Annotated in this window: 13 protein-coding genes and 3 rRNA genes; 4 read left to right on the plus strand and 12 right to left on the minus strand. The window is 66.8% G+C overall.

What is annotated here, in order from left to right; translation table 11 throughout:
- Window positions 1–265: 265 nt before the first annotated feature.
- Complete coding sequence (locus tag OHA91_RS16880) at window positions 266–544, minus strand: glutaredoxin family protein (RefSeq protein WP_031155320.1); 279 nt, start codon at window positions 542–544, stop codon at window positions 266–268.
- A gap of 130 nt (window positions 545–674) precedes the next feature.
- On the opposite strand from OHA91_RS16880, the gene OHA91_RS16885 reads away from it, so the two are divergent.
- The 3 genes from OHA91_RS16885 (at window position 675) to OHA91_RS16895 (ending at window position 4,289) form a co-directional block, all read left to right on the plus strand.
- On the plus strand, window positions 675–1,658 hold the full coding sequence (locus tag OHA91_RS16885) for an HAD family hydrolase (protein WP_328739559.1): 984 nt from the start codon (window positions 675–677) through the stop codon (window positions 1,656–1,658).
- A 370-nt stretch (window positions 1,659–2,028) separates the two neighbouring features.
- Entirely contained in the window at window positions 2,029–2,847 is an 819-nt protein-coding gene (locus OHA91_RS16890) for an ECF subfamily RNA polymerase sigma factor, BldN family (RefSeq protein ID WP_030833467.1), read from the plus strand.
- A gap of 236 nt (window positions 2,848–3,083) precedes the next feature.
- Complete coding sequence (locus OHA91_RS16895; protein WP_266498766.1) at window positions 3,084–4,289, plus strand: DUF5667 domain-containing protein; 1,206 nt, start codon at window positions 3,084–3,086, stop codon at window positions 4,287–4,289.
- Between the two features lie 79 nt (window positions 4,290–4,368).
- Here OHA91_RS16895 and OHA91_RS16900 read toward each other — a convergent pair whose 3' ends face one another.
- The 11 genes from OHA91_RS16900 to OHA91_RS16950 form a co-directional block, all read right to left on the minus strand.
- On the minus strand, window positions 4,369–5,370 hold the full coding sequence (locus OHA91_RS16900) for a lysophospholipid acyltransferase family protein (RefSeq protein ID WP_031155314.1): 1,002 nt from the start codon (window positions 5,368–5,370) through the stop codon (window positions 4,369–4,371).
- The gene (locus OHA91_RS16905) at window positions 5,370–6,446 is read right to left on the minus strand and encodes an NAD-dependent epimerase/dehydratase family protein (RefSeq protein ID WP_037633414.1); all 1,077 of its coding nucleotides are present in this window, start codon (window positions 6,444–6,446) and stop codon (window positions 5,370–5,372) included. Before OHA91_RS16905 ends, OHA91_RS16900 begins: the two co-directional genes overlap by 1 nt.
- A gap of 95 nt (window positions 6,447–6,541) precedes the next feature.
- Entirely contained in the window at window positions 6,542–6,640 is a 99-nt protein-coding gene (locus tag OHA91_RS16910) for a 30S ribosomal protein bS22 (RefSeq protein WP_003948845.1), read from the minus strand.
- A 142-nt stretch (window positions 6,641–6,782) separates the two neighbouring features.
- Window positions 6,783–6,992 carry a helix-turn-helix domain-containing protein gene (locus OHA91_RS16915; RefSeq protein WP_008738568.1) on the minus strand — a complete coding sequence of 70 codons (210 nt, stop codon included), beginning with the start codon at window positions 6,990–6,992 and terminating at the stop codon, window positions 6,783–6,785.
- A gap of 114 nt (window positions 6,993–7,106) precedes the next feature.
- Entirely contained in the window at window positions 7,107–7,937 is an 831-nt protein-coding gene (locus OHA91_RS16920; protein WP_031155310.1) for a phosphatase, read from the minus strand.
- A 94-nt stretch (window positions 7,938–8,031) separates the two neighbouring features.
- Window positions 8,032–9,180, minus strand: a complete 1,149-nt coding sequence (locus tag OHA91_RS16925; protein ID WP_328741144.1) for an acetoin utilization protein AcuC — start codon at window positions 9,178–9,180, stop codon at window positions 8,032–8,034.
- Entirely contained in the window at window positions 9,152–10,384 is a 1,233-nt protein-coding gene (locus tag OHA91_RS16930) for an MFS transporter (RefSeq protein ID WP_266498772.1), read from the minus strand. The genes OHA91_RS16925 and OHA91_RS16930 overlap by 29 nt, the downstream gene beginning before the upstream one ends.
- 43 nt (window positions 10,385–10,427) lie before the next feature.
- Complete coding sequence (locus tag OHA91_RS16935) at window positions 10,428–11,081, minus strand: HAD family hydrolase (protein WP_328739560.1); 654 nt, start codon at window positions 11,079–11,081, stop codon at window positions 10,428–10,430.
- Window positions 11,082–11,213: 132 nt separating this feature from the next.
- Window positions 11,214–11,330 (minus strand): 5S ribosomal RNA (gene rrf, locus OHA91_RS16940).
- Between the two features lie 76 nt (window positions 11,331–11,406).
- Window positions 11,407–14,532: ribosomal RNA gene (locus OHA91_RS16945) — 23S ribosomal RNA — on the minus strand.
- A 283-nt stretch (window positions 14,533–14,815) separates the two neighbouring features.
- Window positions 14,816–16,339 (minus strand): 16S ribosomal RNA (locus OHA91_RS16950).
- Together the 16S, 23S and 5S rRNA genes form the textbook arrangement of a ribosomal RNA operon.
- A gap of 915 nt (window positions 16,340–17,254) precedes the next feature.
- Between OHA91_RS16950 and trpS the strand changes: the two genes are divergently transcribed.
- Window positions 17,255–18,253, plus strand: coding sequence for a tryptophan--tRNA ligase (gene trpS, locus OHA91_RS16955; protein ID WP_031147842.1), 999 nt, complete (start codon window positions 17,255–17,257; stop codon window positions 18,251–18,253).
- Window positions 18,254–18,267 lie beyond the last annotated feature (14 nt).

Raw genomic sequence — 18,267 nt, forward strand, 5'->3', positions numbered from 1 at the left:
CTGCGGGATGAGCGGGGCTGCAGGCGGCCTCTTGTCCCAGGACCGCCCCGTCGACAGCAGGCTATGCCTTTGTGAACGCGTGCACAAAGATTGTGTCCGCTTTGTCCGACCAAAGTGACCGGGGTCACGCGAGTTCGGTACGCAAACCCGGAACCGACGGCACGTCGAACCCGTTCAAATACCAAAGGGGGCAAAACCGTGCACACTCCTCACAGATACGCCCCCAGACCCCACAAATCGCCCACGATGGTAACCGGGGAGAGAGTCACCCTCCCAACGCCCGGCGAAGCCGGTCCGGGTTCACCCTCCAGAAGGTGTGCTGTTCGCCGTCAACCAGGACCACCGGAATCTGCTCCCAGTGGAGCCGGTAGAGCTCCTCGTCCTGCGAGATGTCCTTCTTCTCCCATTGCGCACCGGTCTCGGCACAGACCTTCGCGACGACCTCCTCGGCCTCGTCGCACAGGTGGCACCCCGGCTTCCCGATGAGCGTCACCATCCGCTCGCCGGGACTCTTCTTCTCTTTACGGCGCAACAAAGGGCTCATGCCCCCATTCTCCCGCGCCCGCGCGGCCCGCCTCCGCCCCGTCCCCCGCCTCCGGCGGCGTCGCGAAGAGTTAACGCCTCCGTTTCCCACCGGTTCGGGAACTCCCGAACACAGTGGCTATGCTCGCGTCATGGCCGCTCTCGGATGGCTCCCCCCTCGCAGGCGCTCCGCCACCGCACGCAGCGTGCTGGCGGGCGAAGCCTCGGCCGAAGCCGCCCGCAAGACCGCGCAGGCCGGGGCCGACCAGCTCGCCGAAGCCGAGACGGACGAAGCCGACCTCGACCTCCTCGAAGCCGGGGAACCGGCCGAGGGGCCCGCGGAGCCCGTCTTCCCGGTCGCCGGCGACGACCTCGCAGCCGCCTTCTTCGACCTCGACAACACCGTCATGCAGGGCGCCGCGATCTTCCACTTCGGCCGTGGCCTCTACAAGCGCGAGTTCTTCCGGCGCCGCGAACTCGCCCGCTTCGCCTGGCAGCAGGCCTGGTTCCGGCTCGCCGGGGTCGAGGACCCCGAGCACATGCAGGACGCCCGCGACAGCGCCCTGTCCATCGTCAAGGGCCACAAGGTCTCCGAGCTGATGGCGATCGGCGAGGAGATCTACGACGAGTACATGGCCGAGCGGATCTGGCCGGGCACCCGCGCCCTGGCCCAGGCCCACCTCGACGCCGGGCAGAAGGTGTGGCTGGTCACCGCCGCACCCGTGGAGACCGCCACGATCATCGCCCGCAGGCTGGGCCTGACCGGCGCCCTGGGCACCGTCGCCGAATCGGTCGACGGGGTCTACACCGGCCGCCTGGTCGGCGAGCCGCTGCACGGCCCCGCCAAGGCCGAGGCGGTCCGCGCCCTGGCCGCCGCCGAGGGCCTCGACCTCGAACGCTGCGCCGCGTACAGCGATTCGCACAACGACATCCCGATGCTGTCACTGGTCGGACATCCGTACGCGATCAATCCCGACACAAAACTGCGCAAGCATGCCCGGACCAACGACTGGCGGCTGCGCGACTATCGGACCGGCCGCAAGGCCGTGAAGGTCGGCGTCCCGGCAGCGGCCGGAGTCGGCGCGATCGCGGGCGGCGCGGCCGCCGCCATCGCCCTCCACCGGCGCCGCAGGTAACGGATCCGGCCCAGGCCCAGGCCACACCGCGCCCGCGGCCGCCGGCGCCACCGCCCGGCCCCGCCACGGGCATTCGCTCACCTCTACCCGCGCTCCGGGCGCGGCACTCCGCCCTGCCCGACTCGGTCGCGGGCCCCCTTGGAAGCGTCCATTCCGCGCACCCAAGCGATCAAGAATCGATCACCAACCGCGACTGAATATGCCCTCGACACGCAACAGAAGTGTCGGAACCGGTGATTTGAGCAACTGGGTGTAGCGCTGCCTGTACGAAGCGTTATTCTCCTCAAACGCATGCCACCGGCCACCTGTCGCCACGACGGGTGAACGGTTCCGCACTGCACGTGATGGAAGCTCTGCCTCTGGGAGTCCCGTGTACCCACCTGTCGGGGTTGACGCCTCGGGCCTGGCTCAGCTGCGCGCAACGGTCCTCGACCACCTGCGCGGCTTCGTCCCCACCGCGTACACCGCCCCCGCCTTCGCCGCCGCGGTTCCTGCCGGCCTCGGCCCGGCCGGTCCCTGCTACGCCCTGACCGACGGCGGGGCTACGGTGGGCAGACGAGGCCGCTCGGCCGCCGGGGGCTCGAACGGCGCAGCCGGCACGAGCACCCAGGCCGCCCCCCGCCGCCCCCTGGCGGACAGCGACCAGGCCCGCATGATGGACCTGGTCGAGCGCGCCCAGGCCGGAGAGGCCGAGGCCTTCGGCCGCCTGTACGACCAGTACAGCGACACGGTCTACCGCTACATCTACTACCGCGTCGGCGGCAAGGCGACCGCGGAGGATCTCACCAGCGAGACCTTCCTGCGCGCCCTGCGCCGCATCTCCACCTTCACCTGGCAGGGCCGCGACTTCGGCGCCTGGCTCGTGACGATCGCCCGCAACCTGGTGGCGGACCACTTCAAGTCCAGCCGCTTCAGGCTGGAGGTCACCACCGGGGAGATGCTCGACGCCAACGAGGTGGAGCGCAGCCCCGAGGACTCCGTCCTGGAGTCCCTCTCCAACGCGGCCCTCCTGGAAGCCGTACGGAAGCTGAATCCGCAGCAGCAGGAGTGCGTGACCCTGCGCTTCCTGCAGGGCCTCTCGGTCGCCGAGACGGCCCGGGTGATGGGGAAGAACGAGGGCGCCATCAAGACGCTCCAGTACCGGGCGGTCCGCACCCTGGCCCGCCTCCTCCCCGAAGACGCCCGCTGACGGACCGTCCAGACAACACAACCCGACCTCACATCCGGTGACCCCTCGATGACGCTGTGGTCCGATCATCCTTCGTCCGTAACCCAACTGCCGCGACGCTCGTTGTGCGGAATGCAGGCTCCCTGTGGACACGCCCTGCCCGAAGCCGCTCACTCGAAAGTGTGGACGTGCTCAAGGAAGGCAACCTTCCGGACACCTTGGGGAGTCGATCGTCATGACGAGAGGAGGTGCCGCCAGTGATCGCGAACGTGACCCCGCACCGGCGGGCGAACGCCTTCGCCCAGGCCCTGGAGGATCGGAACCCATCCGACCTTTCGGAACCGGACCCGGCGGCCGAGCAGTCCGAGGCACCTGCCGAACCTGCTGACCACGACCGGTTGTTGGCCCTGGCGAGCGTGCTCGGCGAACGAATGCCGCGCCCCGTGCTGGACCCCGAGGTCAAGGTGGTGCAGCGAGCACAGCTCGTTGCCGCCATGGAGGCCATGGTGCTGGAGGAGAGGGCCGGGGGCGGTGCCGCCTCGGACCCTCAAGTGCCCGAACAGCGGACCGGCCGCGGCGCCCACCGGGCGACCCCGCTCCGGAAATTGCGGCCCCGCTCCCGCTGGTCCAAGGGCATCGCAGCGGGCGGCCTCACCGTGGGTGTGGCCGCGGGGGCCTTCAGCGGAGTGGCCGCTGCCAGTTCCGACGCCCTGCCCGGTGACCACCTCTACCCCGTGAAGCGGGGCATGGAGGACCTGAAGCTGGGGATGGCCGACGACGACGCGGAGCGCGGCGAGCTCTATCTCGACCGCGCGTCCAACCGTCTGTCGGAAGCCCGCAGGCTGATGGAGCGGGGCCGGACGGGCACCCTGGACCACGAGTCCCTGGGCGCGATCCGGCGGGCGCTCTCGGGCGTCAAGCACGACGCGGAAGAGGGCCACCGCCTCCTCCAGGCGGCGTTCGACCGGGACGGCTCCCTCGGCCCGATCCAGACGCTGTCGTCGTTCTCCCGCTCCCACCGGGACGCGTGGGGCAAGCTGCGCGAGAAGCTCCCCGTGCAGCTCACCGACGTCGGCGGTGAAGTGGACTCGGTCTTCCAGGCCATAGACGAAGACGTGGCGCCGCTGCAGAGCCTGCTGCCCAAGCCGCCCGAGCAGTCCCGCGGCACCGGCTCGTCGGGTTCGCCCGCCAAGCCGGACGCGCCCAGCGGTGCCAAGCAGTCCGCCCCGGCCGCGGGCACCCCGTCCGGCAGCAGCCCGGCGCCGGCCCCCTCGGGCAGCACCCGGCCACCGGCCGACGGGGGCCTCCTCGGTGGTACGGGCGACCTGCTCAACCCGCCCTCGGGGCAGTCGGCTCAGCCCTCCGCCGGCACCCCGGAGAACCCGAAGCCGGACATCACCCTCCCGCCCCTGCTCCCGGGGCTCCTCCCGGGCCTGGGCCTCGGTGCGGAGGACGCGGAGTAACAGCAGGAGAAACGGTGGTGGGCCGGGGCGATGCCCCGGCCCACCACCACGTCCTGTTGCCCGCCACCGCAGAAGGGCGTCAGAAGAAGACGGATCTCCGCTGCACCAGCAGCTTGTAGAGCGTGTGCTGGATCTGCTCCCGCACCTGGTCCGTCAGGTTGAACATCAGCATCGGGTCCTCCGCCGCCTCCGCGGCGTACCCGTCGGTCGGGATCGGCTCACCGAACTGGATCGTCCACTTCGTCGGCAACGGCACCGCCCCCAGCGGGCCCAGCCACGGGAACGTGGGCGTGATCGGGAAGTACGGGATCCCCAGCAGCCGCGCCAGCGTCTTCGCGTTCCCGACCATGGGGTAGATCTCCTCCGCCCCCACGATCGAGCAGGGCACGATCGGCGTGCCCGCCCGCAGCGCCGTCGACACGAACCCGCCCCGCCCGAAGCGCTGGAGCTTGTACCGGTCCCCGAACGGCTTCCCTATGCCCTTGAAGCCCTCCGGCATGACACCGACCAGCTCCCCGGCCTCCAGGAGCCGCTGCGCGTCCTCCGCGCACGCCAGGGTGTGCCCCGCCTTGCGGGCCAGCTCGTTCACCACCGGCAGCATGAACACCAGGTCCGCCGCCAGCAGCCGCAGGTGACGCTCCGCCGGGTGGTGGTCGTGCACGGCGACCTGGAGCATCAGGCCGTCCAGCGGGAGGGTTCCGGAGTGGTTCGCCACGATCAGCGCGCCGCCCTCCGCCGGGATGTTCTCGATGCCCTTGACCTCGACCCGGAAGTACTTGTCGTACAGCGGCCGCATCAGGGACATCAGGACCTGGTCCGTCAGCTCCTTGTCGTAGCCGAAGTCGTCGACCTCGTACTCCCCGGTGACCCGTCGGCGCAGGAACGCCAGCCCGCCGGCGATCCGCCGGTCCCAGCCGTCTCCGCGCTCCGCCGGGGCCGCCTCGGGCTCCGGCCCGGGCGCCGGCACGGGAGCGAGCGGCTCCTGCTCCGCAGGCCCCGGTGCCGGCACCGCCCGCACCCGGCGGGGCATCCGGCGGCGCGGCCGGTCCTCGTCGAACGGAATGACCTTGGCGTCCGCCACTATCGCTTCGCTCCTTCAACCGTGTCGACGTCGTCCCGCAGGCCGTCCGCATCCAGCATGGCCGCCATCCGGTCCACGGCGCGCCCGACCCGCTCGGGCGGCAGCAGTCCGTTGCCCCGGCTCCGCGCGAAGTCCGCGAAGGTCTCGGTGGTCGTGTAGAGCGGCTCGAACCCGAGCACCTCGCGCATCTGCGTGGTCTCCACGACCCGGCCGTGCGTGAGCAGCCTCATCTGCTCGGGCGAGAAGTCGGTGACCCCGACCGCCCGCAGTGCGGACCCCACCCAGGTGAGCGCCGGCAGCAGCAGCGGCAGCGTGGGCCGCCCCAGCCGCCGCGAGCACTGCGACAGCAGCAGCACGCCGTCGCCCGCGATGTTGAAGGTCCCGCTGTTCAGCGTCCCGCGCCTGGGCTCCTGCGCGGCCAGCCGCAGCACCTCCAGCACATCGTCCTCGTGGACGAACTGCAGCCGCGGGTCGTAGCCCAGCACGGTCGGCATCACCGGCATCGAGAAGTACTCGGCGAGCGCCGAATCGGCGAAGGGCCCCAAGATGTTCGCGAACCGCAGCACGCACACCGCGACGTCCGGCCGCCGGCGCGCGAAGCCCCGTACGTACCCCTCGACCTCGGCGGCGTCCTTGGCGAAGCCGCCCGACGGCAGCGACTTCGGCGGCGTGGTCTCGGTGAAGACGGCCGGATCCCGCGGGGTGCCCCCGTACACGCTGGTACTGGACTTCACCACGAGCCGCCGTACCGTCGGCGACTTCTGGCAGGCCCCCAGGAGCTGCATCGTCCCGATGACGTTGGTCTCCTTGACGGCGCTGTGCGCGCCGCCCGCGACCGGCCGGCCGCCCGTGACGGCCAGATGCACCACCGTGTCCACGGCGTGCTCGGCCAGGACCCGGGCGATCGACGACTGCCTGATGTCCGTACGGACGAACTGCGCCGACCCCAGCCGGTGCGGCGGTGTCACGGCATCCACCGCGATCACCCGCTCGACCTCCGGGTCGCGCTGGATCCGGCGCACGAAGCGGCCGCCCAGCTGCCGGGCAGCCCCGGTGACGAGTACGACCTTCCCCACGAGCTCAGCGCCTCCCTCGAAGAAGTACCCGGCTGCACCGCAGCCCCTCCACCAAGGATGGTGGAGGGGCTGCGGAGAACACGTACAGCTGCCGTTTACTTCTTGTTACGGCGCTGGACGCGGGTGCGCTTGAGCAGCTTGCGGTGCTTCTTCTTGGCCATCCGCTTACGCCGCTTCTTGATAACAGAGCCCACGACTACCCTCGCTCACTTCTCTTCACTGGTGCGGGGCGTCTGGGCCCACACGACCTACGTCGGCCTAGCCTACCCGCCCGAGCTCCGAGCCCGTAATCCGAGTGCTTCCCAGGGGTTACGAAGGCGTCAGGGTCCGTCAGTCTCAGGCCGACTCCACCCCCACATAGGACTCTCGGAGGTACTCGTGGACCGCGTTCTCGGGGACCCGGAAGGACCGGCCCACCCGGATTGCGGGCAGATGACCGTTGTGCACCAGCCGGTACACGGTCATCTTCGACACTCGCATCACCGAGGCGACCTCCGCCACGGTCAGGAACTGAACCTCACTGAGAGGCCTCTCGCCAGCAGCCATGACACACCTTGACCTTCCGCGCATGACGGGCACCGGCTTCCCCTCCGGTTACTCCTCGTCGTCGCACGCTCACTCCCCAGAGTAGGGGCGCGTGATACGAGTGGGGAAGAGGAGCTACGGCCACTCCTGCCGCCCCGTCAGGCTCGCCCGGCCCAATACGTACCGGGCAAGCGGATGGTAGTAGTCCGATCGCACCGCGTCATCAAGCGGAACGGCCACCGAGACCCGCCCCTCGGCCTCCCCGACGAACAGCGCGGGATCATCCGTGTCGGCCAGCCCGATCGCCTCCACGCCGAGCTGACCTGCACCGCAGACCCATCCGTGGTCCCCCACCACCAGGTCCGGAAGCGGCCCGCCGGCCTCCGCGAGGGCCCCCAGAGCCACCCGAACCGGCAGCGGCGAATGGCTGTGCGCGCCGGTCGCACTCCCCGGCGCCTGCACGCCGGGTTCCCGCACCAGTGCGACCCCCCGTACGTACGCGATGCGGTGCGTGCGTACGCCGAACCGGGTCGCCATGTCGACACTCACCCCCTGCGCCGGAGTGAGGACAACACATCCCGCCGCCGACATCGCCTCGGCCAAACCGGCGTAGAAGCCCAGGAGCCGATGCGGATGGCCGGTCCCGAACAGCACGCGCGACCGCGCCCTCGCCGCCTCGCCGAGCCGCCCCGCGAACGCCTCCAGCGCCGCCACCGTCCGCTCCGGATCGATCACGTCCGGCCCGCTGACGTGCGAAGGGTCCGCCGACACCCCGCACTTGTCCGCCATCAGCCTCAGCAGATCACCCTCGCCCCAGCCCCGCTCGGGATCCAGCCCCAGCAGCACCCGCGGATCCCCCGCCGCGAACAACCGGTAGCTGCGCAGGCTCTCCTCCCGTGAGGTGGCGACGGGCCCGGCCAACCGGGCGGCCAGCAGATGCGCACGCAGCGCGCCGGTGCTCAACACCCTCCGATGCTCCCCCAACGCATCTGTCGGGTCATCAATTCCGGCAAACAGCCCCACAGTTGGCGTAACGATGCAGCATGATCCGCACAGCCGGTCAGGTCAGCATGCCGCGCAGCGGGAACACCGCCCGCCGGGTGGCGAGAACGGCCTGATCCGTCCGGTCCGCCGGGTCGTAGCCGGCGTCCCATTCCCGCCACGAAGGGCTCCGCCCGTCGGTCATCCGCCCCGGCGCCAACTGCCGCGTCCGCGCGTACACCTCGTCGCGCCACGACGCCGGGACCGCGGTCTCCGGGTCCAGCGGCCGGTGCGCGGCGATCGCCACCAGGTGCGTCCACGACCGCGGCACGACGTCCACCACCGCGTACCCGCCGCCGCCCAGCGCCAGCCACCGCCCGTCCGCGTGCTCGTGCGCCAGCCCGTGACAGGCCTCCTGCACGGCCCGCTGGGCGTCCAGGGACACCGCCAGGTGGGCGAGGGGGTCCTCGAAGTGGGTGTCGGCCCCGTGCTGGGTCACCAGCACCTGCGGCCGGAAGTCCGCCAGCAGCTCCGGCACCGTCGCGTGGAAGGCCCGCAGCCACCCCTCGTCCCCGGTGCCGGCCTCCAGCGCCACGTTCACCACCGACCCCTCCGCCGCCGGACCGCCGGTCTCCTCCGGCCAGCCGGTCTGCGGGAACAGCGTCCGCGGATGCTCGTGCAGCGAGACGGTCAGCACCCGCGGGTCGTTCCAGAAGGCCGCCTGCACGCCGTCCCCGTGATGGACGTCCACGTCCACGTAAGCGACGCGCTCCGCCCCCAGCTCCAGCAGCCGGGCGATGGCCAGCGACGCGTCGTTGTACACGCAGAAACCGGCCGCCCCGCCCGGCATGGCGTGGTGCAGCCCGCCGGCGAAGTTCACGGCGTGCTCGGCCTCGCCGCGCCAGATCGCCTCGGCGCCCGCCACGGACTGCCCGGCGATCAGTGCGGACGCCTCGTGCATCCCGAGGAACGCCGGATCGTCCGTCGTGCCCAGCCCGTACGACCCGTCGGCGGCTCCCGGGTCCTCCGACACCTCGCGCACCGCGGCGACGTAGTCCTCCCGGTGGACGAGCCTCAGCGTCGAGTCCCCGGCCGCGGGGGCCGCCCGTACCTCCATCGCCCGGTCCAGCCCGAAGGCACGCACCAGGCCCATGGTCAGCGCCAGGCGCACCGGGTCCATCGGATGGCTCGGTCCGAAGTCATACCCCGTTACCGCCTCGTCCCACATCAACAGCCCGGTCACCGGCTCGCCGCTCATGGGCGACACCGTATCGGGCCTCCCGCGGCCCGAACGAGCGGGCATGGAACAGCGTGATCAGGACGAGGACCATCGGCACCAGCATCGCGCCCCGGTAGCTCCAGGCGTCGCCGATCGCCCCGACGAGCGGCGACCCGATCAGGAATCCGACGTAGTTGAAGATGTTCAGCCGCGCGACCGCCGTGTCGGAGGCCCCGGGGAACAGCCTCCCGGCCGCCGCGAAGGTCTGCGGCACGATCACGCACAGCCCGATCCCCAGCAGTGTGAAGCCGAGCATCCCCACCCACACCCCCGGTGCGGCCGCCACGACCGCGAACCCGCAGGCCGCGAGCAGCGTCCCCGCGCGCACCACCGCCACGGCGCCGAAGCGCCGCACACCCAGGTCGCCCACGGCCCGCCCCACCAGGGTCGTCACCATGTAGACGTTGTACGGGACGGTCGCCGTCTGCTCCGAGCTCCCGAGCACGTCCTGGAGGTACTTGGCACTCCAGTTCGCGACCGTCGAGTCCCCGATGTACGCGCACGCCATCACCAGGCAGAGCGGCAGCAGGAGCCGGAACCCCCCGCTGCCCAGCCCCTTCTCCGTCCCGCCCACCGGCCCGGAGCGGTCCCCCCGGTCGACGTAGTACCGGCTCCCCAGCAGCACGAGCGGCAACAGCACGGCCACCGCCGGCAGATAGCTGACGAACAGCCCCAGGTGCGCGTGCGCCCCGTACCAGGCCGCGGACGCCCCCAGGATCCCGCCCAGGCTGTACGCGGCGTGGAAGCCCAGCATGATGCTGCGCCCGTACGCCCGCTGCAGGCTGACCCCGAGCATGTTCATCGAGGCGTCGAGCGCACCCACCGACAGCCCGAACGCCCCCAGGGCCACCGCCACGTGCCACAGGCGCTCGCCGGCGCCCACCCCGAGCAGCGACAGCAGGACCAGCGGCTGGGCCCACCGCAGTACGACGCTGGGCGCGACCCGCTTGACCAGGTGCTCGGTGCCGACGCTGGCCACGCCCGCGAGGACGGGGACGGCGGCGAGGAAGACGGGCAGCAGCCCGTCGGATATCCCGTACCGGTCCTGGATGGCCGGGATCCGGGTGACGAGCAGGGCGAAGGTGACGCCCTGCACGAAGAAGCTGAACCCCAGGGCGCCGCGGCCACGGCGCAGCCGCACATCATCCGTCATGGCGGGTCAGCGTAGGCCCCCGGGCTACCCGTGGGTAGAGAGATCACACGGGGAGTTGGAGGAGCAGCGGGAGCTGCATCATGTCGCCGAAGTACCCGGTGGCTCCGGGGAGCTGGTCCGCCGGCAGCAGCGCCGTGTACCCGTACACGTCCATCCCGGCGGCCGTGGCGGCCTGGATCCCGCGGAGGCTGTCCTCGATGACGACGCACCGCGCCGGCTCGACGCCCATCTGCCCGGCGGCGTGCAGGTAGAGGTCGGGCTCGGGCTTGCCCCGGCCCACGTCGTCCGCGCTGAAGATCCACTCCTCTTCGAACCACCCGTCGAGGCCGGCCACGCGGTGCCCGACCCGGATCCGCTCGTGACTGCCGGAGGAGGCCAGGCAGTACCCGATCCCGTGGGCGGTCAGCGCCCCGAGGACCTCCTCGACTCCGGGGACGGGCTTGAGCTCCTGCTCGAACGCGGCGCAGGTCCGCGCGTGCAGCGTCTCGTCGAAGTCCGCCGGCAGCCGCTGCCCGGTCCGCTCGAGGACGAGCTCGTGCACCCGGTGCACGGCGGCCCCCATGTAGTCGCGGACCGACTCCTCGTAGGTGGTCGGATGCCCCAGCTCCGTCAGGTACCCGGCGAGGACGTTGTTGGCGAGCGGCTCGCTGTCCACCAGCACGCCGTCGTTGTCGAAGATGACGAGGTCGTAGCCCATAGCCCCACATTAAGGAGCAAAGGGATGCGGTCGCGGTTCCGCCGTGCCCACCCCGGCAGCGGGTCACCCGACCGGCCCGTAAACGCAGAAAAGCCCCGCACCCAGAGGGTGCGGGGCTTTCCCACAATGATTGTTCGGCGGCGTCCTACTCTCCCACAGGGTCCCCCCTGCAGTACCATCGGCGCTGAAAGGCTTAGCTTCCGGGTTCGGAATGTAACCGGGCGTTTCCCTAACGCTATGACCACCGAAACACTATGAAATTTGAACGCTGGCATAATCACAGCTGTTCGTTATTTCAGAACTAACACAGTGGACGCGAGCAACTGAGGACAAGCCCTCGGCCTATTAGTACCAGTCAGCTTCACCCGTTACCGGGCTTCCACATCTGGCCTATCAACCCAGTCGTCTACTGGGAGCCTTACCCTCTCAAGGAGGTGGGAATACTCATCTTGAAGCAGGCTTCCCGCTTAGATGCTTTCAGCGGTTATCCCTCCCGAACGTAGCCAACCAGCCATGCCCTTGGCAGGACAACTGGCACACCAGAGGTTCGTCCGTCCCGGTCCTCTCGTACTAGGGACAGCCCTTCTCAATATTCCTACGCGCACAGCGGATAGGGACCGAACTGTCTCACGACGTTCTAAACCCAGCTCGCGTACCGCTTTAATGGGCGAACAGCCCAACCCTTGGGACCGACTCCAGCCCCAGGATGCGACGAGCCGACATCGAGGTGCCAAACCATCCCGTCGATATGGACTCTTGGGGAAGATCAGCCTGTTATCCCCGGGGTACCTTTTATCCGTTGAGCGACGGCGCTTCCACAAGCCACCGCCGGATCACTAGTCCCGACTTTCGTCCCTGCTCGACCCGTCGGTCTCACAGTCAAGCTCCCTTGTGCACTTACACTCAACACCTGATTGCCAACCAGGCTGAGGGAACCTTTGGGCGCCTCCGTTACCCTTTGGGAGGCAACCGCCCCAGTTAAACTACCCATCAGACACTGTCCCTGATCCGGATCACGGACCGAGGTTAGACATCCAGCACGACCAGAGTGGTATTTCAACGGCGACTCCACACCAACTGGCGTTGATGCTTCAAAGTCTCCCACCTATCCTACACAAGCCGAACCGAACACCAATATCAAACTGTAGTAAAGGTCCCGGGGTCTTTCCGTCCTGCTGCGCGAAACGAGCATCTTTACTCGTAGTGCAATTTCACCGGGCCTATGGTTGAGACAGTCGAGAAGTCGTTACGCCATTCGTGCAGGTCGGAACTTACCCGACAAGGAATTTCGCTACCTTAGGATGGTTATAGTTACCACCGCCGTTTACTGGCGCTTAAGTTCTCAGCTTCGCACACCCGAAAGTGCACTAACCGGTCCCCTTAACGTTCCAGCACCGGGCAGGCGTCAGTCCGTATACATCGCCTTACGGCTTCGCACGGACCTGTGTTTTTAGTAAACAGTCGCTTCTCGCTGGTCTCTGCGGCCACCCCCAGCTCACGGAGTAAATCCGATCACCAGTGATGGCCCCCCTTCTCCCGAAGTTACGGGGGCATTTTGCCGAGTTCCTTAACCATAGTTCACCCGAACGCCTCGGTATTCTCTACCTGACCACCTGAGTCGGTTTAGGGTACGGGCCGCCATGAAACTCGCTAGAGGCTTTTCTCGACAGCATAGGATCATCCACTTCACCACAATCGGCTCGGCATCAGGTCTCAGCCTTAACGAGGGACGGATTTGCCTACCCCTCGGCCTACACCCTTACCCCGGGACAACCACCGCCCGGGCTGGACTACCTTCCTGCGTCACCCCATCGCTTACCTACTACAAGTCTGGTTCGTCGGCTCCACCACTTTCCTTTCCCCGAAGGGTCCGGAACGGCTTCACGGACTTAGCATCGCCTGATTCGATATTGGGCGTTTCAAAGCGGGTACCGGAATATCAACCGGTTGTCCATCGACTACGCCTGTCGGCCTCGCCTTAGGTCCCGACTTACCCTGGGCAGATCAGCTTGACCCAGGAACCCTTAGTCAATCGGCGCACACGTTTCTCACGTGTGTATCGCTACTCATGCCTGCATTCTCACTCGTGAACCGTCCACAACTAGCTTCCGCTGCTGCTTCACCCGGCACACGACGCTCCCCTACCCATCACAGCGGGCGTTGGCCCTATTGCTGCAATGACACGACTTCGGCGGTACGCTTGAGCCCCGCTACATTGTCGGCGCGGAATCACTTGACCAGTGAGCTATTACGCACTCTTTCAAGGGTGGCTGCTTCTAAGCCAACCTCCTGGTTGTCTCTGCGACTCCACATCCTTTCCCACTTAGCGTACGCTTAGGGGCCTTAGTCGATGCTCTGGGCTGTTTCCCTCTCGACCATGGAGCTTATCCCCCACAGTCTCACTGCCGTGCTCTCACTTACCGGCATTCGGAGTTTGGCTAAGGTCAGTAACCCGGTAGGGCCCATCGCCTATCCAGTGCTCTACCTCCGGCAAGAAACACACGACGCTGCACCTAAATGCATTTCGGGGAGAACCAGCTATCACGGAGTTTGATTGGCCTTTCACCCCTAACCACAGGTCATCCCCCAGGTTTTCAACCCTGGTGGGTTCGGTCCTCCACGAAGTCTTACCTCCGCTTCAACCTGCCCATGGCTAGATCACTCCGCTTCGGGTCTAGAGCGTGCAACTCAATCGCCCTATTCGGACTCGCTTTCGCTACGGCTTCCCCACACGGGTTAACCTCGCTACACACCGCTAACTCGCAGGCTCATTCTTCAAAAGGCACGCAGTCACGACCGCTATTGCGTAAGACCCAACGAGCGACGCTCCCACGGCTTGTAGGCACACGGTTTCAGGTACTATTTCACTCCGCTCCCGCGGTACTTTTCACCATTCCCTCACGGTACTATCCGCTATCGGTCACCAGGGAATATTTAGGCTTAGCGGGTGGTCCCGCCAGATTCACACGGGATTTCTCGGGCCCCGTGCTACTTGGGAGATGAGCAAGCAAGCCGCTGATGTTTCGTCTACGGGGGTCTTACCCTCTACGCCGGACCTTTCGCATGTCCTTCGACTACATCAACGGTTTCTGACTCGCCGACCGGCCGGCAGACCGATCAAGCTCATTCCCACAACCCCGCATGCGCAACCCCTGCCGGGTATCACACGCATACGGTTTGGCCTCATCCGGTTTCGCTCGCCACTACTCCCGGAATCACGGTTGTTTTCTCTTCCTGAGGGTACTGAGATGTTTCACTTCCCCTCGTTCCCTCCACACTGCCTATGTGTTCAGCAGTGGGTGACAGCCCATGACGACTGCCGGGTTTCCCCATTCGGACACCCCCGGATCAAAGCTCAGTTGGCAGCTCCCCGGGGCCTATCGCGGCCTCTCACGTCCTTCATCGGTTCCTGGTGCCAAGGCATCCACCGTGCGCCCTTAAAAACTTGGCCACAGATGCTCGCGTCCACTGTGTAGTTCTCAAACAACGACCAGCCACCCATCACCCCACCAGACAAGCTAGTGAGTTCACTGGGGCCGGCACTGAAGACATGACCATACGGCCGTACCTTCAGGACCCAACAACGTGCCAAGCATCCTCGTTCATCCGTCTTCTCTTTCCACGCCGAAGCAGTACTCGAGAACCATCAGATCCGAAGATGCCAACTAATCAACGTTCCACCCATGAGCTGACCGTGCAGAACGTTTGTCTGCAATCGGTACTGTGCTCCTTAGAAAGGAGGTGATCCAGCCGCACCTTCCGGTACGGCTACCTTGTTACGACTTCGTCCCAATCGCCAGTCCCACCTTCGACAGCTCCCTCCACAAGGGTTGGGCCACCGGCTTCGGGTGTTACCGACTTTCGTGACGTGACGGGCGGTGTGTACAAGGCCCGGGAACGTATTCACCGCAGCAATGCTGATCTGCGATTACTAGCGACTCCGACTTCATGGGGTCGAGTTGCAGACCCCAATCCGAACTGAGACCGGCTTTTTGAGATTCGCTCCACCTCACGGTATCGCAGCTCATTGTACCGGCCATTGTAGCACGTGTGCAGCCCAAGACATAAGGGGCATGATGACTTGACGTCGTCCCCACCTTCCTCCGAGTTGACCCCGGCGGTCTCCTGTGAGTCCCCATCACCCCGAAGGGCATGCTGGCAACACAGGACAAGGGTTGCGCTCGTTGCGGGACTTAACCCAACATCTCACGACACGAGCTGACGACAGCCATGCACCACCTGTATACCGACCACAAGGGGGGCACTATCTCTAATGCTTTCCGGTATATGTCAAGCCTTGGTAAGGTTCTTCGCGTTGCGTCGAATTAAGCCACATGCTCCGCCGCTTGTGCGGGCCCCCGTCAATTCCTTTGAGTTTTAGCCTTGCGGCCGTACTCCCCAGGCGGGGAACTTAATGCGTTAGCTGCGGCACCGACGACGTGGAATGTCGCCAACACCTAGTTCCCAACGTTTACGGCGTGGACTACCAGGGTATCTAATCCTGTTCGCTCCCCACGCTTTCGCTCCTCAGCGTCAGTAATGGCCCAGAGATCCGCCTTCGCCACCGGTGTTCCTCCTGATATCTGCGCATTTCACCGCTACACCAGGAATTCCGATCTCCCCTACCACACTCTAGCTAGCCCGTATCGAATGCAGACCCGAGGTTAAGCCTCGGGCTTTCACATCCGACGTGACAAGCCGCCTACGAGCTCTTTACGCCCAATAATTCCGGACAACGCTTGCGCCCTACGTATTACCGCGGCTGCTGGCACGTAGTTAGCCGGCGCTTCTTCTGCAGGTACCGTCACTTTCGCTTCTTCCCTGCTGAAAGAGGTTTACAACCCGAAGGCCGTCATCCCTCACGCGGCGTCGCTGCATCAGGCTTTCGCCCATTGTGCAATATTCCCCACTGCTGCCTCCCGTAGGAGTCTGGGCCGTGTCTCAGTCCCAGTGTGGCCGGTCGCCCTCTCAGGCCGGCTACCCGTCGTCGCCTTGGTAGGCCATTACCCCACCAACAAGCTGATAGGCCGCGGGCTCATCCTTCACCGCCGGAGCTTTCCACCGCAGAAGATGCCTTCCGCAGTCGTATCCGGTATTAGACCCCGTTTCCAGGGCTTGTCCCAGAGTGAAGGGCAGATTGCCCACGTGTTACTCACCCGTTCGCCACTAATCCACCCCGAAGGGCTTCATCGTTCGACTTGCATGTGTTAAGCACGCCGCCAGCGTTCGTCCTGAGCCAGGATCAAACTCTCCATGAATGTTTACCCGTAATCGGGTGCACACGCACGAAAGAGCGGGCCAGTCTTGGTCGGAATAAGACCGACTGACCACAACGTCCTCGCTGTGTTTGGTTGCCTGCCAGTGCCCGAAGGCCCGACAGGTCTTTTTCAAAGGAACCTCATCCACCGAAGTGGACGGGGTATCAACTTCTGGCGTTGATTTTTGGCACGCTGTTGAGTTCTCAAGGAACGGACGCTTCCTTTGTACTCACCCTCGCGGGCTTTCCTCCGGGCTTTCGTTCTGCTGTCTTGCGTTTCCGACTCTATCAGACTCTTTCGTGTCCGACTTCCTCGGCGCTTTCCAGGTTTTCGCTTTCGCGTTTCCCTTTCCAGCGGCTCCGACTCTATCAGATCCTTTCGGGCCTGATTCCCGGTCAGCGGGTTGTGCTGCTTGGGCTGTTGGGCCCTTGCGGCGAGTGAGACAGTAGCGGATTCCTCGCCGCCGAACCTAATCGGCGACTGCGTCCTCGGACACGGATTCCTCATTCGCAAATACGCATGAAAACGAGACGACAAAGTGCGTCGTTCGTTCGAATGTGTGGTGCGGAATGGCTGTCCGGGGACCGACCGGGGTCGGCGCTCACGTCGGACAACTCGAAGAACCTTACGGACCGGGCACATGTGTGTCAACCCCCGCTGACCGCCGCCGCGCGGTTCGGCCGAAACTCACGGCGTCCTCATGTCCCGCGGTCTACCCTGGCTCCCATGACTACGCATGCGCCCATGCTCAGCCTTCGCTGGTGGGCCGCCTGACGGCGGCCGACCTTCCACGCGAGCACGCATGCGCTCACGGCCGCCGCCTCGGCGGCCGTTCTGTTTCTCCCTCCCGGGAGTGGCTCGGTCGCCCGGCGCGACGGTCCGACACCACTCACGCAGTCACAGGGAGAGCAGGACATGACGAGGATCTTCAGCGGGATCAAGCCGACCGGTCACATGACCCTGGGGAACTACCTGGGCGCTGTGCGGCAGTGGGTCGCTGCCGACCGGACCCCGGACGACGCGCTGTTCTGCGTCGTCGACCTGCACGCGCTGACCGTCGAGCACGAGCCGGCGCGCGTACGCAGGCTGAGCCGGCAGGCCGCGACGCTGCTGCTCGCCGCCGGGCTGGAGCCCCAGCGCTGCACCCTCTTCGTGCAGAGCCACGTCGACGAGCACACGCGGCTGGCCTACCTGCTGGAGTGCACGGCGACCGACGGGGAGCTGCGCCGGATGATCCAGTACAAGGAGAAGGCGGCGAAGGCGCAGGCCGCCGGTGACGGCGTACGGCTGTCCCTGCTCACCTATCCGGTGCTGATGGCCGCGGACATCCTGGCGTACGGGGCCGGGGAGGTGCCGGTCGGGGAGGACCAGCGCCAGCACGTGGAGCTGACCCGGGATCTGGCGGTGCGTTTCAACCAGCGCTACGGGCACACCTTCACCGTTCCCAAGGCCACCCATCCGGCGGTGGCTGCTCGGGTCATGGACCTGCAGGACCCTGCGTCGAAGATGGGGAAGTCCCACGAGAACGGGTCGGGGATCGTCTACCTGCTCGACGAGCCCGGGGTGGTGCGCAAGAAGGTGATGCGGGCCGTGACCGACAGCGGGGACGACGGGGTGGTCTACGACCGGGAGGCGCGGCCGGGGGTGGCGAACCTGCTGGACATCCTGGGGGCGTGCACCGGCGGCGACCCGGCGGCACTCGCCGACGGGTACAGCGGGTACGGGGCGCTGAAGCGGGACGTCGCAGACGCGGTGGTCGAGCTGCTGCGGCCGTTGCAGGAGCGGCACGCGGAGCTGGCGGCCGATCCCGCGCAGGTGGACAAGGCGCTGCGGGAGGGCGCGGGGCGGGCCAGGGAGCTGGCGCGGCCCGTGGTGGACCGGGCGTACGAGGCGATCGGGCTGCTCGCGCCGTAGCGGGAGGGCGGGTT

The organism is Streptomyces erythrochromogenes, from assembly GCF_036170895.1.
Taxonomy (GTDB): domain Bacteria; phylum Actinomycetota; class Actinomycetes; order Streptomycetales; family Streptomycetaceae; genus Streptomyces; species Streptomyces erythrochromogenes.